Origin of the sequence: Bacillus proteolyticus (assembly GCF_001884065.1) — a bacterium.
Lineage (GTDB): Bacteria > Bacillota > Bacilli > Bacillales > Bacillaceae_G > Bacillus_A > Bacillus_A proteolyticus.
This window is the reverse complement of record NZ_MACH01000167.1, coordinates 158,908-180,467: the sequence shown is the minus strand read 5'-3', so window position 1 is coordinate 180,467 and position 21,560 is coordinate 158,908. Positions and strand designations below refer to the sequence as shown.

Here is a 21,560-nt window from a genome sequence, read left to right as displayed (position 1 = left end):
CACTAACTTATAGAACAAGGAGGGAATTATGAAAAAGATATGTGTAATGATTACAATGATATGTTCTATTTTTTTCTCTTCTCCAAGCTATTCTTGGGCGAAAGAATCGAAGGAACAACTTTTAGAGAGTGCACTACTTAATCGATATTACTCAGTTATAAGGCAAGCGACAGAAGATCAGTATGAATGTGATTCAGTTACAAATATAAAGCGTCTAGGCAAGAAAGATGAATTTGTTCCTAGATTTGAAGTGACGCTACAATTTCTTACATTTCAAGGGGCGCATAATCCGCCGAATGACAAAGTTACACTTACTTTGGAAGACAATTTAGATCACATTAAGATAAAGAAAGTAGAGCGAGAAAAAAATGTGTCTAGTGCGATTGCAGAAAAGGTTTGCGCACGAGCGAAGGAAAAAATGAAAGCACACTCTAATGGTGTAGAGCGATAACTGATGATATTTAGTAAAGAAAGGTAATGAGCGATGGATATACTTTTAGCGATTTTACCAGCTATATTTTGGGGGAGTATTGTGCTATTTAACGTGAAACTCGGCGGAGGACCGTATAGTCAAACGCTCGGTACAACATTTGGTGCACTTATTTTCTCGATTGTTGTTTATATTTTTGTGAAGCCAGTATTAACTCCTACTGTTATTGGAGTTGGAATTGTATCAGGTTTATTTTGGGCACTTGGTCAGGCGAATCAATTAAAAAGTATTGATTTAATGGGTGTTTCGAGGACGATGCCAATTTCAACAGGACTTCAATTAGTTGCGACGACTTTATTTGGAGTCATCGTATTTCATGAGTGGTCCACGACAATATCAGTCGTCCTTGGAGTTTTGGCGCTCGGTTGTATTATTATCGGTGTTATTTTAACATCACTTCAAAATGAAGAAGAAAAAAATGCAGAGCAAGCAGCAAATTTTAAAAGGGGCATCATAATTTTATTAATTTCAACAGTCGGTTATTTAGTTTACGTAGTAGTTATTAGGCTATTTAACGTAGATGGTTGGTCTGCTTTATTACCACAAGCAGTTGGTATGGTGTTAGGAGGCATTTTACTTACGTTTAAACATCATCCATTTAATAAATATGCGATACGAAATATTATTCCAGGATTAATTTGGGCAGCTGGAAATATGTTTTTATTTATTTCACAGCCGCGTGTCGGAGTTGCAACAAGCTTTTCACTATCACAAATGGGAATTATTATTTCGACGCTTGGCGGGATTCTTATATTAGGTGAAAAGAAAACGAAACGTCAATTAACAGGTATCGTTGTTGGTATCGTTTTTATTATCGCAGCCGGAATTATGTTAGGGATTGCAAAAGGATAAGGAGGCATTGAAATGTATAGTGATTTAGAAGGGAAAGTCGTCGTTATTACAGGATCAGCAACTGGTTTAGGTAGAGCGATGGGAGTACGATTTGCTAAGGAGAAAGCGAAAGTGGTTATTAACTATCGCTCACGAGAGTCAGAAGCGAATGATGTGTTAGAAGAAATTAAAAGAGTAGGCGGAGAAGCGATTGCTGTAAAAGGTGATGTGACGGCAGAGGCAGATGTTGTGAATCTCATTCAATCTGCTGTGAAAGAGTTTGGTACGCTCGACGTTATGATTAATAATGCAGGGATAGAAAACGCGGTACCGTCGCATGAAATGCCGTTAGAAGATTGGAATAAAGTAATCAATACAAATTTAACAGGCGCTTTTTTAGGAAGTCGTGAAGCGATTAAATATTTTGTGGAACACGACATTAAAGGATCTGTCATTAATATGTCTAGTGTTCATGAGAAAATTCCGTGGCCACTATTCGTGCACTATGCAGCAAGTAAGGGCGGTATTAAACTTATGACAGAAACGTTAGCGTTAGAATATGCGCCAAAAGGTATTCGAGTAAATAATATTGGACCAGGTGCAATTAATACGCCGATTAATGCCGAAAAGTTTGCTGATCCAAAGCAGCGTTCTGACGTAGAAAGTATGATACCAATGGGCTACATTGGAAAACCTGAAGAAATCGCAGCAGTAGCAACTTGGCTCGCTTCATCAGAGGCGAGTTACGTAACTGGAATTACGTTATTTGCAGATGGTGGAATGACTTTATACCCATCGTTTCAAGCTGGGCGTGGATAATATGAAAAGGCCAAAGAGATAAATCTCTTTGGCCTTTTTAAGCAAAAAAAAATAGCGGTCAGCTATTTTTAAAATTAATGATTGATTGTATCTTGAAGAAATTCTGTTGCTTGATGTTCTGAAACATTCTGTACGAGCGCAACTTCGCTAATAACCATTTTGCGCGCATTATCTAGCATTTGTTTTTCGCTCGCATTTAATGCTCTTTCTTTATTGCGACGAAGTAAATCACGAACAACTTCTGCACTATCTTGAAGATTGCCGTTCTTCATTTTTTCCATATTCATTGTATATCTTTGTTTCCAGGAAAGTGAGGGGTCTGATTCCCCATGATGAAATTCAAGAAGTATACCATCTAACGTACCTTTATCGACGACATAACGTATACCTGATTTTTGTAATTGATCCATCGGAAGCATTACTTGCATATCTTTACTAAGGATGCGTATCACACAATATTGACGCGAAGTACCTAATATTTCTTTCTCCTCAATCGCTTCGACGATCCCTGCACCGTGCATTGGATAAACGATTTTATCACCAATTTGAAACAAATCATCCACCTCCATATGTGGTAACCATCTTTAATGATAACACACTTAGATAAAAATGTCAAATTTTATATAATACCACATTGAATACATTCGAGTCAATATGGTAAAGGTCTTTTTTTTATGTATTTTTTTGCGCTTTTATGTGAAATAAATATAGGTGACTTTTTTAGAAAAATAGTACAGGCGCAGAAAGAAGGCATATCCACTTATTTTTAAGCATAAAATGTAAAATCGCTAATACAATATACCTAAATCCGTTCTTTGCAAAGGAGGGAGAGAAGGTGGGACACACAATAAAAATTGATATTACAAATAAAGTTGTAGCTAAATTTAGATCAAATTATTTGGAATTATATACGAGTAAATTTATGATAGGTAAGTTTTATGTCTATACTGAAGATAAACAATATGTGTTAGAAGACGGATATATACATGAAAATGGAAAGTTTTATCGCATCATAGATACGCACCGTGGCAATAATCAAGCGGCGGAGGGCTGCGATCTAGGATGGTGTTAACATGATTCGTGTGAAAGTGTTTGATGAAAGTCACGAAAAAGACTTAGAAGACGCTGTAAATGTGTTTTTAAAAAAAATTGATGATGGAAATTTTGTAGATATAAAGTATCAAGTTGGTGTTTCGATTAATGATGATGAAAATCAAATTTATTGTTTTTCAGCGATGATTGTTTATAAAGCATAAAAAAGAGCTGGGGAGCCAGCTCTTTTTTATGCTTTATGTTGGGACAACATGTGTCGGTAAAATGTTCATAATAGATTGTGTTGCGCCTGTTTTCTTTGCTGTTAAAAGAATTTCTCCTGTTTCATGCTCCTGAGCATCAGTACACATACCGAGGTGATAACGATCACCTAAAAATGGATCAATATAAAAACCGTTTTTGAATACTTTATCATTCGGATGTTTTTCATGGTGAATTTCAGAACAATTAATGCAATAGAACATAGCTTACATCCCCTTTTTATTTTTGTTTAAAAAAGTGAGTCGGTAGTCATTTCGCTCCTAAGGAAATGTTGAGGAGAAGAGAAATAACTACCTACTCAAATGGTGGGCATATTCCTTCTGATTTTTCATATCTCACGTATTGTCCCTGAGGGAAGGAGGCGAGACACAGTACGCGTGATATAAGTAAGGCACTTCTTTCAATATGAATGATGGAGTTTCATATTGAGAGAAGTTTTTATTTTTTATTGCCTTTGTGAGTATATTATGAGGGAATGCTGAGAGGGTGTTTGTCCTGTTGAAAAAATGTTGAGAATTTCTCAACAGTGAACATAGCCTTCCTTGACATGTAACCAAATGGTGTTATATTATCAAAAATGAAACTAAAAGGTGTTATTTTTTGCGCCGAATAGAGGAGAATGAAAATGGAACAACAAAATACATTAAATGATATTAAACAAACAATCGTTTTTAACGCGTCTATTCAAAAAGTATGGAATATAGTATCAACTGCAGAAGGGATTGCATCATGGTTTATGCCAAATAATTTCGAATTAGAGGTAGGTCATGAATTTCATGTGCAATCACCATTTGGACCATCACCATGTAAAGTGTTAGAAATTGATGAGCCAAACCATTTATCTTTCTCATGGGATACAGATGGCTGGGTTGTATCATTTGATTTGAAGGACTTAGGAGATAACAAAACAGAATTTACGTTAATTCACGGTGGCTGGAAACATCCTGATGAAATCCTTCCGAAAGCGAATGCGAAGAGCTCTATTATTCGCGATAGAATGCATGGGGGATGGGTAGCGATTGTAAATGAAAAACTGAAAAAGGTTGTTGAAGGTTAAATGTCTTCGTCAGCAGCGAAATATGATGTATTTCAAGCAATTGCTGATCCAACCCGCCGAGAAGTATTACGGTTATTAAGTGATAGAGAGTTACCAATTTCTAAAATAACAGACCATTTTCCAATGAGCCGTACTGCAGTTGTAAAGCATCTTCATATCCTTTCAGAAGCGAATTTAGTGAGTGGAAGAAAAAACGGGAGAGAGAAGATATATCGTTTGCAACCGGAGCCGTTAGAGGAATTACAGCAGTGGCTCTCGTATTATGAACGATTTTGGGATAATAAATTGTCCATGCTTAAGCATATTGTGGAGAATGAAAAATAAAAGAGGATGACCAAAATGGTCATCCTTTTTATTATTGCTCACTTGTTTGTTTAGCTGGCTTTAATAAGAGCCAAGCAATAATTAAAGTTAATACTGCTAATACGAAAGTACTCATATAAATAACGTGTACACTTGCTGCTAGTGCGGATTGCGATTCGGTTGCTACGTTTGCTGTAGCTCCGCCGTGTCCGCCAGAAGATACGAGATCAAGATTTTTAATACCACGCGCGTGAATCATCGTATTGAAGATTGTTCCGAAGATTGCAGCGCCTAGTGTTTGACTAAATGTATTAATAAATGTGTTTAAACCAACTGCTGTTCCGCGCGTATGAGCCGGTACAGCTGCTTGGATTGTGACCATGTAAATTGGTGTAACAAGCCCCATTCCTAAGCCGAATAATCCGACTGCCACATAAATAAGGAATGATGGTGACTCTGTTGATAATGTAAATAATAAGAAGGTAGCAACTGTTAATATGCTAGCTCCAAGTAAAATAATTTGTTTCGTTTTTAATTTACCAACTAAGTTACCAGAGAACATAGCACCGAATGTCCACATAACAGGAATCGGCATTAAAATAAGTCCAGCCTCTGTCGCATTTTTTCCTAAAACACCTTGGCTCCAAATTGGAAGGTATACAGTAATACTAATAATCATTGCGCCAGCAATAAGCGTTAATATGTTTATCGTAGATAATGTACGGTTAGAGAAAAGTGCTAGCGGAATTAATGGTTCCGGAGATTTTTTCTCGATGTATAAGAAAATAATGAATGAAATAGCGGCAAAGATTAATAGGCCGATAATTGTAATATCTCCCCAGTTTTGCTTACTGCTGCCTGTTAATAATGCGTATAGTAGAGCAATTGTACTTAATGAGAAGACTGTTGCACCAAGGTAGTCGATATGTTGCTTGGCGGCAGACTTAACAGATTCCTTATAAGAAATGGCAAACATTATGCAAGCGATAATTCCAAAAGGAACGTTTAAGAAGAAAATATAGCGCCAAGAAAGAGAATCAACTAAAAATCCTCCTACTAATGGTCCGATAACACCAGATACACCCCAAACAGCACTTATCCAGCCTTGTGCTTTCGCGCGGTCTTTCGCTTCGTCATATAAGTCACCGATGATTGTCATAGTAATTGGCATAACAGCGCCAGCACCTATACCTTGAAGAGCACGGAAGAAGATTAATTGTTCCATTGATGTAACGACTCCGCAAAGTGCAGAACCGATTAAGAAGATGGTTGCTCCGATGAGCAGAACTTTTTTACGGCCGAATAAATCAGCTAATTTTCCGTATATAGGAGTCGAAACAGCTGTTGCAAGCATATAAATTGCATATACCCAACTAACAAGTTCGACGCCTGACAAATCACTCGTTATACGAGGGATTGCTGTACTAACAATCGTTCCTTCTACCGCAGAAAGAAACGTCATTAGCATTAAAGACATCATGACTTTTTTCCTCATTTGTTTTCCCCTTACCCTTTTTTAAATATTCAACAATATAAAATATAAAGGTACTAAGGTATATAAAGCAACAAAAAAGCAATGGGAATTTAGAAGGAAGGGGATTTGTCGTTCTTTGTCGGTAAGTCGATATATTTGAGGAATCGCTGATATATCTTGCAGAATCGCTTATATAATTTCATGCACCTATAAAAAAGAAACAGGAAGCCCTGTTTCTTTTTTATAGGTGCATTTTCGCATTTTGTCCAGCTGTTGTTCCGGCAATTCGACCGGTAACAAGGGCAGATGTAATGTTATAGCCACCAGTATAACCGTGAATATCAAGAACTTCTCCGCAGAAGTATAAGCCATTCGTGAATTTAGAAGACATTTCTTTCGGATTAATTTCTTTAACGGAGACACCGCCGCCAGTAACGAATGCTTTTTCAATTGACTGCGTACCATTTACATTCACAGTAAATTCTTTAAAGTCTTTCACAAGTGCACGAATCTTCTCATGAGAAACTTGTCCAGCTTGTTCGCTACCGTCAATTTCATTTTTTTCTAATAAGAATAGGAAGTAACGCTCAGGAACGTAACCTTTTAAAACGTTTTTAATTCCTTTTTTCGGATCTTCCTTCATTTGTTTCAGCATGCGCTGGAATAGTTGTTCACTATTTTCTTCTGGCAATGCATCGATGCTCATTTGCACTGTATTCGTTTTGAACTTTTTCAGTGCTTTCACAACGAATTGGCTACAACGAAGAGCAGCAGGACCAGATAAGCCGAAATGAGTGAAGAGCATGTCCATTTTGTGAGAAATGATAGCTTTTCCTTTCGGGTTTAATACACTTAAGTTTACGTCTCGTAAAGCGAGACCTTGCAATGAACGGTCTCGGATAAATGGTTCGTTTGAAAGGATTGGTACTTCTGTTGGGAATAATTCTGTAATTGTATGACCAGCTTTTTCCGCCCAAGCGTATCCGTCTCCAGTAGAACCAGTTTGAGGAACTGATTTTCCGCCAACAGCGATAACGACGTGATTCGTTTCTAACACTTCGCCTGTTTGTAATACAACTGCTTTCGTTTGACCATTTTCATATTCAATTGTTTCAACAGGTGTATTCGTACGTATTTTTACACCTAAGTCTTTTAATCGTGTTAAAAGTGCATCTACAACAGATTGCGCTTTATTTGATACAGGGAACATGCGACCATGATCCTCTTCTTTTAATTTAACACCTAGATTTTCGAAGAATGTAATAATATCTTCATTATTAAAAATAGAAAAAGCACTGTATAAGAAGCGCCCGTTTCCTGGTATATGTTTAACGATTTCATCAAGTGGTAGACGGTTTGTTACGTTACAACGACCGCCACCAGAAATCGCAAGTTTACGTCCAAGCTTATTTCCTTTATCAAGAAGTAAGACGCTTGCGCCTTCTTCTGCAGCACCGATTGCAGCCATTAGCCCAGAAGGACCGCCACCGATGACAATAACATCATAATACATAATATATCGACCTCATTTTCTACATTTCCTGCCTAAAAGAATAGCATGTTTTCTCTTAAAAGAAAAATAGGGTGAAGTACTGCTTGATGGGAGAATTGTGGTACAATACAAAAGTTAGAGTTCAGCACTATCCTGCTATTTGTGGGCAATAAGACTAAAACCTTAAGACTTAAGAGAAGTAAAAAGGGAGGTCACTGGCCCGTAAAAGCTCGAATGGTTCAACTAATAAGGAGTAGGAGAGGAGTCTCCTGCTAGTAATAGTTTCACTTTATCTAGATGTAGGAGGATTTTTGTATGTCCGATTCAAAATTTCTGCGCGGAACGCTTATTGTGACGTTAGGGACATTTTTAGTAAAGTTCTTAGGCATGATTTACGTCTTTCCGTTTCATGCATTAGTAGGCACAGAAGGCGGAACGCTCTATACATATGGATACATTCCATATACGATATTTTTAAGTATTGCAACGGCAGGGGTGCCGCTTGCTGTTTCGAAGTTTGTTTCCAAATATAATGCACTTGGCGATTATAAAACGAGCCGGAGAATGTTCCGCTCAGGAATGGTTATGATGATAGTAACCGGAGTTCTTTCGTTCCTAGTTCTATACATGACCGCACCATTATTTGCGGAAGCAATGCTTGGTAAACAAAGTTTACAAAATAAGATCGAAGAAGTTACGACGATTATTCGCCTCGTAAGTTTTGCGCTTATTGTTGTGCCGGCAGCAAGTTTGATCCGTGGTTATTTCCAAGGTCACCAATCGATGGGACCGACTACGGTGTCACAAATTATTGAGCAAATTATTCGTATCGTCTTTTTATTAGCGGGTAGTTTCATCGTTATTAAAGTACTTGGCGGTACAGTAGCAACGGCAGTTGGGGTTGCGACATTTGCTGCATTTGTTTCAGCAGTTGGAGCACTTGGCGTATTAATTTGGTACTGGTTAAAACGTAAAAAATATTTGGATCAATATTTAATTGAGCAAACTGTACCAGAATCGACGGTAAGTACCGCTCAATTGTTTAAAGAATTGTTTGCATATGCAATTCCTTACGTTGTAATTGGATTAACAATTCCTTTATATCAACAAATTGATACATTGACATTTAACTCTATTATGCAGGCGATTGGTCAAGGAGATATCGCAGAGCGAGCACTTGGTATTTTCACGATGTGGACGCATAAATTAATTATGATTCCAGTATCACTTGCAACAGCGTTTAGTTTAACGCTCGTACCAGCGATTACAAAGTCGTTTACTGAAAAGCAATACCGTTATTTAAAATTACAAATTACACAAACATTCCAGGCAAATATGTTTTTAACATTGCCAGCAGTTATCGGTATTTCTACACTTGCGTACCCAATCTATACTGCTTTCTACGATTCAGATCCACTAGGTGGACAAGTATTAATGTGGTATGCGCCAGTTGCGTTGTTATTCGCTTTATTCACAGTAACAGCAGCAATCTTGCAAGGGATTAACCAACAAAAACATGCGATTGTCGCACTTGTTATGGGTGTTATTTTGAAATTTGTATGTAACGTAATCTTTATTCGTTATTTCGGTACAGTTGGGGCGATTTTGGCTACTGCAGTCGGCTTCTTAGTTTCTGTATGGTATACGAATAGACAAATCAAAAAACATGCAAACTATTCATTTGGTGTTGTATATAAGAGAACATTCCAAATTGCAATATTAACACTTGTAATGGTTATTGCTGTAAAACTATCACAATGGCTTCTATCCTTCATGATTTCGCCTGATGGCCGTATTGGCGCTCTTATTACAGTTGCGATTTGTGCAGGTATTGGTGGACTTGTTTACGTAGTATTAGCGATTCGCACAGGAGTACTAGAAAGAGTATTTGGCGGAGAAGCTTTAGAGAAAATCCAGCGTAAACTTGGTAGTCGATTCAAAATAAAGTTGAAATCAAAAGGGGCGTAAATACGTCCCCTTTTCTTATGATAAATAAAGAAGGTGAAGAACATGAGATTAGATAAATTATTAGCGAACATGGGACACGGAAGTAGAAAAGAAGTAAAGAAATTACTGAAAGACGGCGTTGTGAAAATTGATGGAACGCCAGTGAAAGATCCGAAGTTTCATGTGAATGTAGAAGAACAAGAGGTTATGATTCACGGTGAAGTTGTGGAATATAAAGAGTTTGTTTATTTAATGATGCATAAACCACAAGGTGTTATTTCAGCGACAGAAGACGATAACCACGAAACGGTAATAGATTTATTAGAATTAGAAGATGCGATTTTTGATCCATTCCCTGTTGGGAGACTTGATATTGATACAGAAGGTTTCTTATTGATTACAAATGACGGGAAGTTAACGCATCAACTATTATCTCCGAAAAAGCATGTGCCGAAAAAATACTATGCACACGTTTCAGGAGTTGTAACGGAAGAGGATGTAAAAGAATTCGCTAAAGGTGTTATTTTAGAAGATGGCTATGAAACGAAGCCAGGCGAACTTACAATTTTAAAAAGTGATGATATTTCTGAAATTGAGCTCGTGATTACAGAAGGAAAATTCCATCAAGTGAAGCGTATGTTTGAAGCGGTAGGGAAAAAAGTAGTGTACTTAAAGAGAACAGAGATGGGACCTTTAGTGCTAGATGAAGAGTTAGAACTTGGGCAATATCGTGAATTAACAGATGAAGAAGTAGAAATGTTAAAAACATATCAAGTAGATAACGAAAAGTAACGCCAATTTCAGAGCATAGAAAAGACCCCTTTCTAATGAGTTAGAAAGGGGTATGTATTTATTTACATACAATTATTTTTTTGTTATGAGGTCATTCTCACTTTCTTTCCTGTCGTTGTCCACTTGCCGCGGCAAGGGCTATACACGAGTTCATTAAACTGCAACACATTTAGATCACGTTGTATCGTTCGCGGTGTGATCCCGAACTCATCTACAAGGTCTTTCGTTGTTACCGTACCGTTTTCATTGATGTACATATAAATCGATTTAATGCGTGTTAGCATACGAGTAGTTGTAGGTTTCAAGAGAAAACCACTCCTCTACTAGTTTTTTTGACCCCATTCAGGAAAGAAGGTCGTTACTACCATTGTACTCTACATGATAAAATTCATGCTTTAATCTACTTAAATTTTACAAAAGTTTAACAAATATTCATATAGAAAAATATTGGTAGTTGACATTGTATATTTTGTCAGTCAACTAACTCATAAATTTCTACGTAAAACGCCAAATTCCTGCAAATTTTTTTGAGAAAATAAAAGAAAAACTAATGAGAAATATCTGAAATATTACAATTGTTCGTTATTAGGTTTTCATGTATGGCATAAGAGATTTCGGTTTGCTATGATGAAAGAGATAATATAGTGAAGGATGGATGCGTGATGTCAACGATTAATTGGACAGAAGAAGTTATGAAACGAAAAGATGATTTAATTCGTGATACACAACAATTTTTGCAAATTAAAAGTGTATGGGAAGAAGAATCAGCGAAAGAGGGCGCACCATTCGGTGAAGGTGTAGAAAAAGCTTTATCTTTCATGTTACATAAAGGAGAAGCTGAAGGTTTTGCTTCTAAAAATTTAGAAGGGTATGCAGGCCATCTTGAAATGGGACAAGGAGAAGAATTAGTAGGTATCCTTTGTCACGTTGATGTTGTACCAGAAGGAGATGGCTGGACAACTCCTGCGTATAGTGCGGATATTCGCGACGGGAAGATTTTTGCACGCGGTGCGATTGATGATAAAGGGCCGACAATGTCAGCTTATTATGCAATGAAAATTGTAAAAGAATTAGGCTTACCTCTTTCTAAACGTGTTCGTATGATTTTAGGAACAGATGAGGAAAGTAATTGGAAGTGTGTAGATCATTACTTTAAAAATGAAGAAATGCCAACAATCGGTTTTGCACCAGATGCAGATTTTCCAATTATTAATGCGGAAAAAGGAATTTCTGACATACAAGTTGTTCAAAATGGTAGCGAAGAGAAAGAAGGCGCATTTAAGCTGATTTCATTTGAGTCAGGTCGTCGTTTGAATATGGTTCCTGATTATGCAGAAGCGATTATTACAGGAGAAGATGTAAATGCACTTACAGTAGCATATGAAGAGTATTTACAAACTGCTAAAAAAATGGGTAAAGCAATTGTAGAAGGAAATACGGTGACGTTACAAATCAAAGGGATTTCAGCTCACGGATCTACTCCGGAAAAGGGAGAAAATGCAGGTTTATTATTGGCAAACTGCTTAACGAAAGTTTCTCTTGATGGAAAAGGGGCTTCGTTTGCATCGTTTGTAACAGAAACATTTACAGGGGATATTTTGGGCGAGAAAGCTGGTATTGCTTATAAAGACGATATTAGCGGCCCGTTAACAGTTAATGTTGGTCGCCTGTCTTATTCGCAAGAAAACGGTGGTAATTTAGGATTAAATGTACGCTATCCAGTTACGACTAACTTTGAAGAAATGATTGCAAAGTTAAAAGAATATGTCGGTACTCATGGATTTGAAGTGGCGGATTATTCGAACTCTCGCCCGCATCACGTTGATAAAGATCATGTATTAATTCGTACTTTGCAACGCGTATATGAAGAACAAACAGGTGAAAAAGCTGAATTGTTAGCAATCGGTGGTGGTACTTATGCTCGTTCATTAAAAGCTGGCGTTGCATTTGGCCCGCTATTCCCTGGAAAAGAAGAACTTGCGCATCAAAAAGATGAGTACATTGAAATTGAAGACTTATTAAAAGCAACAGCGATTTACGCTCAAGCAATTCATGAATTAGCGAAATAAGAGATATGTAAATAATGACCGCTCTCTACTTTAGAGGGCGGCTTCTTTTTAGCTGAATGAGAAAAGAAAGAAAAGCAACAATAAAAGGAAGGAGACGATGTAAATGGATCTGCATTATTTTGTCGCAATCACTTTACCAAATCATATAAAAGAAGTGCTATCTAACTATAAAGAGGAAATGAAAGATGAATTACCATTTCGCTCGTGGGTGCATGAAGAAGACTATCATATTACCCTTTCCTTTTTAGGAAGTGCGACAGAGGAACAGTTAGCAGGAATAAAGAATGGATTACAAACACTTAAAGAAACAAAAGAACTAACTTTCACGTTACAAGGGTTTTCAACGTTTGGTAGGGAAGATCAGCCCCGTATTTTTTGGGCGAAGGTAAGTGAGAATCACGATTTGCTTCAGTTACAAAAGCAAGTTCATGCCATTTGTGAAGAAAATAGATTTTCTCTAGAAACACGCCCATATCATCCCCATATTACTGTTGCCCGTAAATGGGTAGGAGAAGAACTGTTTGATTTAGAACATATAAAAGAAGTGCCTGAAATATCATTTCAAGCGGATACGATCACTTTATACGAATCTCACGTGAAGGAAATGCCGAAGTATAAATCGATTGCTGAAATAAAACTACAAAAATAGAATGTATGAAAACGTTTTTTATACAGGTGAATATACTATAGAGAATAATGGATTTACTGTATAGAGTCTTGTTGATAAGAAAAACCGTATTATTTGCAACTCATTTTATCCCGCAACTGTCCGGTTAGTGGGGGCTAATTAAAGATTTACTTTATTTTAATTTTGAGAATGATGGTGATTTTTTTATGTTGAAAGTAAAACGTCCATTTGATGCCTATTTAGATGAAATGAATAAAATTACAATTTTGCTCCCACATGCGTACGGAACAAGTCGGACATTTCGTTTGCAAGAAGGAACCAATGTAAAAGATTTACCGATTGCTCAGACGATTGCGCTTCCGGATGCAACGAAGTATGAGTGCTTTATAGAAGAGCCGCTAGATGTGGGGAAATATTATACAGTACGAGATGAACGGAACGAAGAAACGGATTTACAAATAGGCGCTGTGATTCGAACCGCAATTTTTGATGAAAAGTATTATTACGAAGGTACAGATTTAGGTGCTGTACATCAAAAAGAAGTAACAACATTTAAAGTATGGGCTCCAACTGCAAGGCTTGCGAAAGTAAGAATTTATAAAAGTGATAAAGAATATACCGATCATGAAATGTACAGAGGAGAAAATGGAGTTTGGACTCATACATTACAAGGTGATTTAGATGGAGCGCAATATACATTTCTTGTTTGTATTAATTTAATATGGAATGAAGCGGTAGATCCTTACGCAAAGTCGGTGACTGCAAATGGGAAATACGGCGTTGTGATCGATTTGGAAAAGACGCATGTAACAAAACGAGAGGAATTACCACCATTACAGTCAATGACAGATGCCATATTGTATGAACTGCATGTTCGTGATGCGACTATTCATCAGGGCAGTGGAGTGAATCAAAAAGGAACATATAAAGGGTTGATGGAAGAGGGGACAACGGGACAAAATGGGACGTTAACGGGATTATCTCACATAAAAGATTTAGGTGTTACACATGTTGAACTATTGCCTTTACATTGTTTCGGTGGTGTAAATGAGGCGAACCCTTCCTTCGCATACAATTGGGGTTACAATCCACTATATTACAATGCACCAACGGGATTTTATGCTACAAACCCTTCGGACCCGTATAACAGGATTGTAGAGTGTAAACAACTGATTGAAACATTTCATGCGTACGGCATGAGGGTGATTATAGATGTTGTATATAATCATGTGTATGAAAGAGAGCTATCGTCATTTGAAAAGCTTGTCCCGGGATATTATTTTCGTCATGGTGAAGATGGTATGCCTTCTAATGGGACGGGAGTTGGAAATGATATAGCATCTGAACGGAAAATGATGAGGAAATTTATTGTAGAATCTGTTCTATATTGGCTTACTGAATACAATGTTGATGGATTCCGATTTGATTTAATGGGAATTTTAGATGTTGAAACGATGAATGTGTTAGAAAAAGAAGTGCGAAAAATAAAGCATGATGCGTTGTTATTAGGTGAAGGATGGGATTTACAAACACCCCTTCCTCTTGAAGAGAAAGCCACGTTAAATAACGCGAATAAAATGCCATGTATCGCACAGTTTAATGATCAATTTCGTGATGGAATAAAAGGAAGTACTTTTAATATAAATAAACGTGGCTTTGCATTCGGTGGGCATGTAGACTGTAATCATTTGCAGTATATAGTAGCTGGTAGCCTTTTAAGTATGAAAGAAACAGGATTGTTCCTAGAGCCAATGCAAAGCATTAACTATGTAGAATGTCATGATAATATGACGATGTGGGATAAACTAGTGCAAAGTAATCCAGAATCAGAAGAAGTTTTGAAAAGACGTCATCGATTAGCAACTGCAATAGTTATTCTTTCGCAAGGGATTCCTTTCTTACATGCAGGGCAAGAGTTTTATCGTACGAAGCTAGGAAACGAAAATAGTTATAATGCAAATGATGAAATCAATCGATTAGATTGGGATCAAAAAGAAACAGAGATGGAGACAGTTAATTATATAAAAGGTTTAATCGCGATTCGGAAGGAGCATGGGGCATTCCGATTAAAAAGCGCTGATCTTATAAAAAAGCATATGACTTTTTTACAAACATCAAAGGAAGCACTTGCATACCATTTGCGAAATGTAGAATCTTTCGGACCATGGAAAGAGATTGTTGTGCTATTCAATAGCGGTTTGCAAAATGAAATAGCTCAGCTCCCAAAAGAAGAAACGTGGCATGTATTAGTAAACGAAAAGCAAGCCAAAATACAGCCAATTTCTTCATTTAGAGGAAAGGAACTTCAAATGGCTCCAACTAGCACGTATATATTGGCGATAATGTGACAAATCGCTACTTGACGGTGAGAATATAATAAATGTAGAATTGACAAAGGTGACGATTTTGATAAGTTGTCATTCTATGAGTGATTTTGTAAAATAAACTAGAAGAGCAGGGGATTTATCCTGTTTTCGGCTTATGCCAAGTTTTCTTTTCATTCAACTACAGTAAAATATATGAATCCACAACATGTGTAGAAATGTTGCGGTTTTTCTTTTCATAACTATAAAAGATAAGGATTTGTTAACGGGTAATGAATATGGAATGGTTGGAACAATTATTAGGAAAAGAGTGGAGTCTTATACCGGCTGGTGGAGTAACGGGCGATGCATATATTGCGCAAAACGGACAACAAAAGTTATTTTTAAAGCGGAATACATCGCCCTTTTTAGCGGTATTGTCAGCAGAAGGAATTGTTCCAAAATTACTTTGGACAAGAAGGGTAACGAACGGTGATGTAATTTCTGCTCAAAAATGGCTTCCGGGACAGAAGTTAGAGCCAGAGGATATGAAACTAGAACGTGTTGCGAAACTTTTGAAGAAAATACACTCCTCTAAAGCGCTTGTGCAGATGATTCAAAGGCTAGGAAAGCAGCCGCTTCATGCGCAAGAGTTATTACAACAATTACAACTTGTTTTAAGAGGAGATATAAGAGTTGATGAAACAATTCAGCAAGGTCTTCAATATTTAACAGAGTCATTAAAAGATATTGAGTACGATGAATTCGTTGTATGCCATTGTGATGTAAACCATAACAATTGGATATTGTCGGATGAAGATGAATTGTTTTTAATTGATTGGGATGGAGCTGTGATTGCTGACCCAGCTTTAGACCTTGGTATGTTATTATATTGGTATGTTCCGCGTCATGAATGGAGTGAGTGGCTCGGATATTATGATGTTGAACTAGATGAATCATTGCTTAGGCGTATGAGATGGTATGTTATAGCACAAACGATTTTGTCTATTCAATGGCACACAACAAAAAAGCAGCAAGCAGAAGCTAAATATTGGCATCAATATTTACAGCAACTACTTGCTTCAGAATAATACTTAAGAAAAATTGTCCATTCCAGCAATCCACTGAGTAAGTTGTTCTTGATTATTGGAAATATGGTTGTCCAAATTAGAGGAAGATTTACCCGATTGACTATAAGAATATACATCGTTTAGCATTGCTTTAGCGTCACTACTTATACTATCGTTTGCGAGTAACGATTGAATGAGGCGCTCTAATTGCTCGCATTCAGAAACTGTCCCGCAGCAATCACTTTGATGGTTGACTAAAATATCTTTTAACACTTCTAATTGATGCTGTTGATTAATTGGCATGAACGGATCATCCTTTCGAGTGTTTTTCTCTCACTGGAAATGTAAGAGAAAAAGCTGTTTCGTCATGGAATGTTTAATGCTTTATGTAGTTTTTATCAAAATGGTACATCTTATACTTGAAAGAAACGGACCGAGTGCTCGTACGTGCTTGGTTTTTTGTTTGATAGATTGATTAAAACAGAAAGAAGGAATTTTTCCTTTAAAATAGTTTTGTAAAGAGAGGGAGACATCTATGCGTTTAAGACATAAACCTTATGCAATGGATCGAATTAATGAATATTCACATATCGTAATCGGAAACCCAGAAGAGCGCGCTGGTAACTGGAAAGAAGTATTTGGAAATGAACAACCAATTCATATTGAAGTAGGTACAGGACGTGGCCGCTTTATGTATGATATGGCAAAAGCGAATCCACATATTAATTATATTGGAATTGAAAAATTCACAAGTGTTGTTGTAGATGCACTTGATAAATTAATTGAAGAAGAATTACCGAACTTAAAGTTAATTAATAAAGATGCTGAAGATTTAAAAGTTTTCTTTGCAAAAGGTGAAATTGACCGCGTTTATTTAAACTTCTCAGATCCATGGCCGAAGAATCGTCACACGAAACGTCGTTTAACGTATAAAACATTTTTACGCAATTATGAGGAAGTGTTAGTAGAGGGCGGAGAAATTCACTTCAAAACTGATAACCAAGGCCTATTTGAATACTCTCTTATGAGTATGGCTGAGTATGGTATGTTATTAACTTACCTTAGCCTAGATCTTCATAATAGTGATTATGAAGGAAACATTATGACAGAATACGAAGAGAAATTCTCTAGTAAAGGTCATCGTATTTACCGAGTTGAAGCGAAATATCGCACAGAACCTATGCAGTAATGCATAGGTTTTTTTGTAAATAAAAAATCAGAATCTTATGTTAATATTAAAAGGAAAGGGGGATGAAAGATGGAACAGCTACAAATTGGAAATATAAAAGTGACATGGCTAAAAGGTGGGAATACACATTTAGATGGAGGTGCAATGTTTGGAGTTGTGCCGAAAGTACTTTGGTCACGCAAATATCAACATAATGATACAAACCATATTTATTTACGAACAGATCCGTTACTTTTGCAAACGAAAGAAGGAAACATGCTTATTGATTCTGGAATAGGAAACGGTAAGTTGAATGAGAAAATGAAGCGAAATCAAGGTGTAACAGAAGAATCATCGGTTTACGAATCGTTAGAAAAACTGGGTCTAAAGCCTGAAGATATTCATTACGTCTTAATGACGCACCTTCATTTCGATCATGCATCTGGTTTAACAAGGCGGGAAGGAGATCACCTTGTGCCGACGTTTCCGAATGCGAAAGTTTACGTAAGTGAAACGGAATGGAATGAAATGAGGAATCCAAATATTAGATCGCGTAATACATACTGGACGGAAAATTGGGAGCCGATTGTAGATAAAGTTGTTACCTTTCAGCAAGAAATAGAAATTACGGATGAAATAAAAATGGCGCATACGGGTGGTCATAGTGATGGACATGCCGTTGTCGTCCTTGAAAGTCAAGGGGAAACGATGCTTCATTTAGCGGATCTGTTGCCGACGCACGCACATCAAAATGTATTATGGGTAATGGCTTACGATGACTATCCAATGACATCGATTGAACATAAACAAAAGTGGATGAAGTATGGTGCTGAGAAAGAAGCATGGTTTACTTTTTATCATGATGCATATTACCGTGCCGTAAAGTGGAATGAGGAAGGGCATATCGTAGAAAAAATAGAACGGAAAACGAGTATAGAAGCTTAAAAAGAGGAGGTTGTTCAACAATATTGGTTGGAGCAGCCTCCTTTTTTATTGTCGGCTTTTGTCGGTAAGTCGATATATTCGAAAAATCGCCGATATAATTTGAGTTGCGCTGATATATTTGAAAAATCGCTGATATAATTTCAAGCAATATCCTCGATTCTTCAAAAAAAAGAGGTTCACCTAATGGGAAACCTCTTTTTATGCAGCTATAACCTCTAAAACAGTGCCTGTTTTTGCATCAACTAAAAATTCAAATCGTTCTTGTATATCATCCAACATTGTTGTAAGACCGCCGCGATAAACTTCGTATGCGACATCATATTTTTCAAATGTCTCTGGAACCATATGTACCCAAGAGCCAGTAATTTCACCTTTATGACTTAATGCTTGTTTCACCATTTTCAATGCTTTTTCTGAAGAAATATGGGATTGTTCTTGTACTTTGTTTGCAACGAAATAACCAGCTGCGAACCCAACGCCAAGACCTGCTACTAAACCTTTCCAGCTCATATATTCACCTCAATTCTGTAAAATAAAAATAGTGTACCGATAATAATTATAATCCAAATGCAACTAAAAAAGAAGAAACTAGAAACATTTCGAAAATTTCGTTACAATAAAAGAGGTATTCTACTAAGGTTTGAAAGAAGGGGACTTCGTGAATAAAGAGACATTACAATTATTTCGTACGTTAACAGAATTACAAGGTGCATCAGGTTTTGAACATGATGTGCGCCGTTTTATGAAGCAAGAATTAAGCAAATATGCTGATGAAATTGTGCAAGACGGTTTAGGTAGCGTATTTGGTCTGAAAAAAGGGGACGAAACTGGCCCACGCGTTCTTGTAGCAGGTCATATGGATGAAGTAGGTTTCATGGTTACCCAAATTACGAAAAATGGGATGCTTCGTTTTCAAACGTTAGGTGGCTGGTGGAGCCAAGTGTTATTAGCGCAGCGCGTACAAGTTATGACGAAGAATGGTCCTATTATTGGGGTTGTTGGTTCAATTCCTCCTCATTTATTAAGTGATGCGCAACGTGCAAAACCGATGGATATAAAAAATATGTTAATTGATATAGGTGCAGATAGTTATGAAGATGCGATTGAGATTGGTGTAAAGCCTGGACAACAAATCGTGCCAATCTGCCCATTCACGCCGATGGCAAATGAAAAGAAAATTATGGCGAAAGCTTGGGACAACCGCTATGGATGTGGCCTTGCAATCGAGTTATTAAAAGAATTAAAAGATGAAACATTACCAAACACATTATACTCTGGTGCTACTGTACAAGAAGAAGTAGGTCTTCGCGGAGCCCAAACTGCTGCAAATATGATTCAGCCAGACATTTTCTATGCGCTTGATGCAAGTCCAGCAAACGATGCGTCTGGTGATAAAACGCAGTTCGGTCAATTAGGAAAAGGTGCTCTTCTTCGTATTTATGACCGCACAATGGTAACTCATAGAGGAATGCGCGAATTCATTTTAGATACAGCTGAAACACATAACATTCCGTACCAATACTTTATTTCACAAGGTGGTACAGATGCAGGCCGTGTACATACAAGTAACTCTGGTATCCCATCAGCAGTAATTGGTGTTTGTGCACGCTATATTCATACACATGCTTCTATTTTACATGTTGATGATTATGCAGCTGCGAAGGAACTAATTACGAAGCTTGTGAGAGCGACGGATAAGACGACGTTAGAGACGATTAAGAATAACGCATAAAGAGGAAGGGCTGAAGAGCCTTTCTTTTTTTAGGTTGAATAGATGACCCAGTGATGAGTGGTAGCGGTTAGTTTTTAATAGATGCTCGTACCACGTATAAAGAGTGGTTTTATTAAGACGAAATGATGAATTTTATAGAGGTGAAAGAAATGAAGGTAGTAGTTGGATCGAAGAATAAAACGAAGGTTGGGGCTGTGGAGAAGGTTTGGAAAGATGTTACGATTATGTCTCTTTCTGTTCCGTCGGGAGTATCGGCACAACCATTTTCAGATGAAGAGACGATGCAAGGAGCGGTAAATAGAGCGAAGCGAGCGCTGCAGGAAGGAGAAGCTCAAATCGGTATTGGGCTAGAAGGCGGCGTAATGAAAACAGCGCACGGTTTATTTATGTGTAACTGGGGCGCGCTAGCGACAAGTGATGGGAAAACATTTGTTGCTGGCGGGGCACGTATTAAGTTACCGGACGATTTTTTAGCACCTCTTGAAGAAGGAAAAGAGCTAAGTGAAGTGATGGAAGAGTTTGTAGAGCGAAAAGATATTCGTAGTCACGAAGGTGCTATCGGTATTTTTACAGATGATTATGTCGATCGGACTGAATTATTTGTGCACGTTGTTAAGTTACTTGTTGGGCAATATAAGTATGATGAAAAGCAAGCATAAACCTTGCACCATGCGCGATGTATGGTAGTATAAAGAAAAGATTATAGTGTGAAAAAGTGCACTCGTTAGAGGAGGAAATATAGATGAAATCATTAGAAAGCATGGAACAATTCCAAGAATTAAAAAATGAAGAGAATGTAGTCTTCATGTTCTCAGCAGAATGGTGCCCAGATTGCCGTTTCGTTGATCCGTTTATGCCAGAAGTAGAAGAGAAGTATAGTGATTTCTCATTTTACTATGTAGATCGTGATGAGTTTATTGATCTATGCGTGAAATTAGACGTATTTGGCATTCCGAGCTTTGTAGCGTACAATAAAGGTGAAGAAACTGGACGCTATGTAAACAAAGATCGTAAAACACAAGAGCAAATCGAAGAGTTTATTGAAGGTTTAAAATAAAACAATTAGCCAATTGAATTGTAAAAACAACCTCTACCTTCGCGGGGGAGGTTATTTTTTTGGAAGGGA

At 37.2% G+C, this 21,560-nt stretch carries 25 protein-coding genes; 18 read left to right on the top strand and 7 right to left on the bottom strand.

Translation table 11 applies throughout. From position 1 onward, the window contains the following. The first annotated feature begins 28 nt into the window (after positions 1-28). The 3 genes from BAQ49_RS30815 to BAQ49_RS30805 are packed head-to-tail and all read left to right on the top strand — an operon-like array spanning position 29 to position 2,140. The gene (locus BAQ49_RS30815; protein ID WP_071748379.1) at positions 29-451 is read left to right on the top strand and encodes a DUF3888 domain-containing protein; all 423 of its coding nucleotides are present in this window, start codon (positions 29-31) and stop codon (positions 449-451) included. Positions 452-484: 33 nt separating this feature from the next. After that, a complete protein-coding gene (glcU, locus tag BAQ49_RS30810; protein WP_071748378.1) occupies positions 485-1,342 on the top strand; it encodes a glucose uptake protein GlcU in 858 nt (285 codons plus the stop codon). Positions 1,343-1,354: 12 nt separating this feature from the next. Beyond that, positions 1,355-2,140: a glucose 1-dehydrogenase gene (locus BAQ49_RS30805; protein WP_071748377.1), complete on the top strand. Its 786-nt coding sequence runs from the start codon at positions 1,355-1,357 to the stop codon at positions 2,138-2,140. Between the two features lie 74 nt (positions 2,141-2,214). On the opposite strand, the gene BAQ49_RS30800 is transcribed toward BAQ49_RS30805, so the two are convergent. Then, a complete protein-coding gene (locus BAQ49_RS30800) occupies positions 2,215-2,709 on the bottom strand; it encodes a CarD family transcriptional regulator (RefSeq protein ID WP_084667629.1) in 495 nt (164 codons plus the stop codon). A gap of 266 nt (positions 2,710-2,975) precedes the next feature. On the opposite strand from BAQ49_RS30800, the gene BAQ49_RS30795 reads away from it, so the two are divergent. Together BAQ49_RS30795 and BAQ49_RS30790 are read left to right on the top strand one after the other, a co-directional pair. Beyond that, complete coding sequence (locus tag BAQ49_RS30795) at positions 2,976-3,212, top strand: DUF2553 family protein (RefSeq protein WP_071748375.1); 237 nt, start codon at positions 2,976-2,978, stop codon at positions 3,210-3,212. A 1-nt stretch (position 3,213) separates the two neighbouring features. Next, positions 3,214-3,396: a sporulation protein Cse60 gene (locus BAQ49_RS30790; protein WP_000621746.1), complete on the top strand. Its 183-nt coding sequence runs from the start codon at positions 3,214-3,216 to the stop codon at positions 3,394-3,396. A gap of 33 nt (positions 3,397-3,429) precedes the next feature. On the opposite strand, the gene BAQ49_RS30785 is transcribed toward BAQ49_RS30790, so the two are convergent. Further along, complete coding sequence (locus BAQ49_RS30785; protein WP_000498999.1) at positions 3,430-3,657, bottom strand: DUF3973 domain-containing protein; 228 nt, start codon at positions 3,655-3,657, stop codon at positions 3,430-3,432. 422 nt (positions 3,658-4,079) lie between these two features. On the opposite strand from BAQ49_RS30785, the gene BAQ49_RS30775 reads away from it, so the two are divergent. After that, a complete protein-coding gene (locus tag BAQ49_RS30775; protein WP_071748374.1) occupies positions 4,080-4,511 on the top strand; it encodes an SRPBCC family protein in 432 nt (143 codons plus the stop codon). Continuing rightward, complete coding sequence (locus BAQ49_RS30770; RefSeq protein WP_071748373.1) at positions 4,512-4,835, top strand: ArsR/SmtB family transcription factor; 324 nt, start codon at positions 4,512-4,514, stop codon at positions 4,833-4,835. A 31-nt stretch (positions 4,836-4,866) separates the two neighbouring features. On the opposite strand, the gene BAQ49_RS30765 is transcribed toward BAQ49_RS30770, so the two are convergent. Beyond that, complete coding sequence (locus tag BAQ49_RS30765) at positions 4,867-6,309, bottom strand: MDR family MFS transporter (RefSeq protein ID WP_071748372.1); 1,443 nt, start codon at positions 6,307-6,309, stop codon at positions 4,867-4,869. Positions 6,310-6,529: 220 nt separating this feature from the next. Continuing rightward, positions 6,530-7,801, bottom strand: a complete 1,272-nt coding sequence (locus tag BAQ49_RS30755) for a BaiN/RdsA family NAD(P)/FAD-dependent oxidoreductase (RefSeq protein ID WP_071748371.1) — start codon at positions 7,799-7,801, stop codon at positions 6,530-6,532. Positions 7,802-8,095: 294 nt separating this feature from the next. On the opposite strand from BAQ49_RS30755, the gene BAQ49_RS30750 reads away from it, so the two are divergent. Together BAQ49_RS30750 and BAQ49_RS30745 are read left to right on the top strand one after the other, a co-directional pair. Further along, entirely contained in the window at positions 8,096-9,748 is a 1,653-nt protein-coding gene (locus tag BAQ49_RS30750) for a putative polysaccharide biosynthesis protein (protein ID WP_071748370.1), read from the top strand. Positions 9,749-9,790: 42 nt separating this feature from the next. Next, positions 9,791-10,519 (top strand): pseudouridine synthase, encoded by a 729-nt coding sequence (locus BAQ49_RS30745; protein ID WP_001234930.1) that lies wholly within the window; start codon positions 9,791-9,793, stop codon positions 10,517-10,519. Between the two features lie 83 nt (positions 10,520-10,602). Here BAQ49_RS30745 and BAQ49_RS30740 read toward each other — a convergent pair whose 3' ends face one another. Further along, positions 10,603-10,824, bottom strand: coding sequence for a DeoR family transcriptional regulator (locus BAQ49_RS30740; protein ID WP_000805512.1), 222 nt, complete (start codon positions 10,822-10,824; stop codon positions 10,603-10,605). Positions 10,825-11,181: 357 nt separating this feature from the next. Here BAQ49_RS30740 and pepV point away from each other — a divergent pair, with 357 nt between their 5' ends. The 4 genes from pepV to BAQ49_RS30720 all read left to right on the top strand — a co-directional run bounded on the left by pepV (position 11,182) and on the right by BAQ49_RS30720 (position 16,610). After that, entirely contained in the window at positions 11,182-12,588 is a 1,407-nt protein-coding gene (pepV, locus tag BAQ49_RS30735; RefSeq protein ID WP_071748369.1) for a dipeptidase PepV, read from the top strand. Between the two features lie 103 nt (positions 12,589-12,691). Beyond that, the gene (thpR, locus tag BAQ49_RS30730; protein ID WP_071748368.1) at positions 12,692-13,237 is read left to right on the top strand and encodes an RNA 2',3'-cyclic phosphodiesterase; all 546 of its coding nucleotides are present in this window, start codon (positions 12,692-12,694) and stop codon (positions 13,235-13,237) included. 185 nt (positions 13,238-13,422) lie between these two features. Continuing rightward, the gene (gene pulA, locus BAQ49_RS30725) at positions 13,423-15,564 is read left to right on the top strand and encodes a type I pullulanase (protein ID WP_071748367.1); all 2,142 of its coding nucleotides are present in this window, start codon (positions 13,423-13,425) and stop codon (positions 15,562-15,564) included. A gap of 248 nt (positions 15,565-15,812) precedes the next feature. Further along, a complete protein-coding gene (locus tag BAQ49_RS30720) occupies positions 15,813-16,610 on the top strand; it encodes a phosphotransferase family protein (RefSeq protein WP_002077574.1) in 798 nt (265 codons plus the stop codon). 3 nt (positions 16,611-16,613) lie between these two features. Here the strand turns inward: BAQ49_RS30720 and BAQ49_RS30715 are convergent, their stop codons facing one another. Next, positions 16,614-16,892: a YtzH-like family protein gene (locus BAQ49_RS30715; RefSeq protein ID WP_001122236.1), complete on the bottom strand. Its 279-nt coding sequence runs from the start codon at positions 16,890-16,892 to the stop codon at positions 16,614-16,616. Between the two features lie 232 nt (positions 16,893-17,124). Between BAQ49_RS30715 and trmB the strand changes: the two genes are divergently transcribed. Beyond that, positions 17,125-17,778 carry a tRNA (guanosine(46)-N7)-methyltransferase TrmB gene (trmB, locus tag BAQ49_RS30710; protein WP_071748366.1) on the top strand — a complete coding sequence of 218 codons (654 nt, stop codon included), beginning with the start codon at positions 17,125-17,127 and terminating at the stop codon, positions 17,776-17,778. Between the two features lie 69 nt (positions 17,779-17,847). Continuing rightward, positions 17,848-18,702, top strand: a complete 855-nt coding sequence (locus BAQ49_RS30705; RefSeq protein ID WP_071748365.1) for a YtnP family quorum-quenching lactonase — start codon at positions 17,848-17,850, stop codon at positions 18,700-18,702. A gap of 198 nt (positions 18,703-18,900) precedes the next feature. On the opposite strand, the gene BAQ49_RS30700 is transcribed toward BAQ49_RS30705, so the two are convergent. After that, the gene (locus BAQ49_RS30700) at positions 18,901-19,212 is read right to left on the bottom strand and encodes a PepSY domain-containing protein (RefSeq protein ID WP_000118537.1); all 312 of its coding nucleotides are present in this window, start codon (positions 19,210-19,212) and stop codon (positions 18,901-18,903) included. A gap of 148 nt (positions 19,213-19,360) precedes the next feature. Between BAQ49_RS30700 and BAQ49_RS30695 the strand changes: the two genes are divergently transcribed. The 3 genes from BAQ49_RS30695 to BAQ49_RS30685 all read left to right on the top strand — a co-directional run bounded on the left by BAQ49_RS30695 (position 19,361) and on the right by BAQ49_RS30685 (position 21,491). Beyond that, positions 19,361-20,434: a M42 family metallopeptidase gene (locus tag BAQ49_RS30695; RefSeq protein WP_071748390.1), complete on the top strand. Its 1,074-nt coding sequence runs from the start codon at positions 19,361-19,363 to the stop codon at positions 20,432-20,434. Between the two features lie 149 nt (positions 20,435-20,583). Next, a complete protein-coding gene (locus BAQ49_RS30690) occupies positions 20,584-21,093 on the top strand; it encodes a DUF84 family protein (RefSeq protein WP_071748364.1) in 510 nt (169 codons plus the stop codon). An 83-nt stretch (positions 21,094-21,176) separates the two neighbouring features. Continuing rightward, the gene (locus BAQ49_RS30685) at positions 21,177-21,491 is read left to right on the top strand and encodes a thioredoxin family protein (protein ID WP_000838192.1); all 315 of its coding nucleotides are present in this window, start codon (positions 21,177-21,179) and stop codon (positions 21,489-21,491) included. The last annotated feature ends 69 nt before the right edge of the window (positions 21,492-21,560 follow it).

Bases quoted from the DNA above. Each gene is read 5' to 3' on its own strand.
- BAQ49_RS30815 (WP_071748379.1), top strand. From the start codon at position 29: ATGAAAAAGATATGTGTAATGATTACAATGATATGTTCTATTTTTTTC.
- glcU (WP_071748378.1), top strand. From the start codon at position 485: ATGGATATACTTTTAGCGATTTTACCAGCTATATTTTGGGGGAGTATT.
- BAQ49_RS30805 (WP_071748377.1), top strand. From the start codon at position 1,355: ATGTATAGTGATTTAGAAGGGAAAGTCGTCGTTATTACAGGATCAGCA.
- BAQ49_RS30800 (WP_084667629.1), bottom strand. From the start codon at position 2,709: ATGGAGGTGGATGATTTGTTTCAAATTGGTGATAAAATCGTTTATCCA.
- BAQ49_RS30790 (WP_000621746.1), top strand. From the start codon at position 3,214: ATGATTCGTGTGAAAGTGTTTGATGAAAGTCACGAAAAAGACTTAGAA.
- BAQ49_RS30785 (WP_000498999.1), bottom strand. From the start codon at position 3,657: ATGTTCTATTGCATTAATTGTTCTGAAATTCACCATGAAAAACATCCG.
- BAQ49_RS30775 (WP_071748374.1), top strand. From the start codon at position 4,080: ATGGAACAACAAAATACATTAAATGATATTAAACAAACAATCGTTTTT.
- BAQ49_RS30770 (WP_071748373.1), top strand. From the start codon at position 4,512: ATGTCTTCGTCAGCAGCGAAATATGATGTATTTCAAGCAATTGCTGAT.
- BAQ49_RS30765 (WP_071748372.1), bottom strand. From the start codon at position 6,309: ATGAGGAAAAAAGTCATGATGTCTTTAATGCTAATGACGTTTCTTTCT.
- BAQ49_RS30755 (WP_071748371.1), bottom strand. From the start codon at position 7,801: ATGTATTATGATGTTATTGTCATCGGTGGCGGTCCTTCTGGGCTAATG.
- BAQ49_RS30750 (WP_071748370.1), top strand. From the start codon at position 8,096: ATGTCCGATTCAAAATTTCTGCGCGGAACGCTTATTGTGACGTTAGGG.
- BAQ49_RS30745 (WP_001234930.1), top strand. From the start codon at position 9,791: ATGAGATTAGATAAATTATTAGCGAACATGGGACACGGAAGTAGAAAA.
- pepV (WP_071748369.1), top strand. From the start codon at position 11,182: ATGTCAACGATTAATTGGACAGAAGAAGTTATGAAACGAAAAGATGAT.
- thpR (WP_071748368.1), top strand. From the start codon at position 12,692: ATGGATCTGCATTATTTTGTCGCAATCACTTTACCAAATCATATAAAA.
- pulA (WP_071748367.1), top strand. From the start codon at position 13,423: ATGTTGAAAGTAAAACGTCCATTTGATGCCTATTTAGATGAAATGAAT.
- BAQ49_RS30720 (WP_002077574.1), top strand. From the start codon at position 15,813: ATGAATATGGAATGGTTGGAACAATTATTAGGAAAAGAGTGGAGTCTT.
- BAQ49_RS30715 (WP_001122236.1), bottom strand. From the start codon at position 16,892: ATGCCAATTAATCAACAGCATCAATTAGAAGTGTTAAAAGATATTTTA.
- trmB (WP_071748366.1), top strand. From the start codon at position 17,125: ATGCGTTTAAGACATAAACCTTATGCAATGGATCGAATTAATGAATAT.
- BAQ49_RS30705 (WP_071748365.1), top strand. From the start codon at position 17,848: ATGGAACAGCTACAAATTGGAAATATAAAAGTGACATGGCTAAAAGGT.
- BAQ49_RS30700 (WP_000118537.1), bottom strand. From the start codon at position 19,212: ATGAGCTGGAAAGGTTTAGTAGCAGGTCTTGGCGTTGGGTTCGCAGCT.
- BAQ49_RS30690 (WP_071748364.1), top strand. From the start codon at position 20,584: ATGAAGGTAGTAGTTGGATCGAAGAATAAAACGAAGGTTGGGGCTGTG.
- BAQ49_RS30685 (WP_000838192.1), top strand. From the start codon at position 21,177: ATGAAATCATTAGAAAGCATGGAACAATTCCAAGAATTAAAAAATGAA.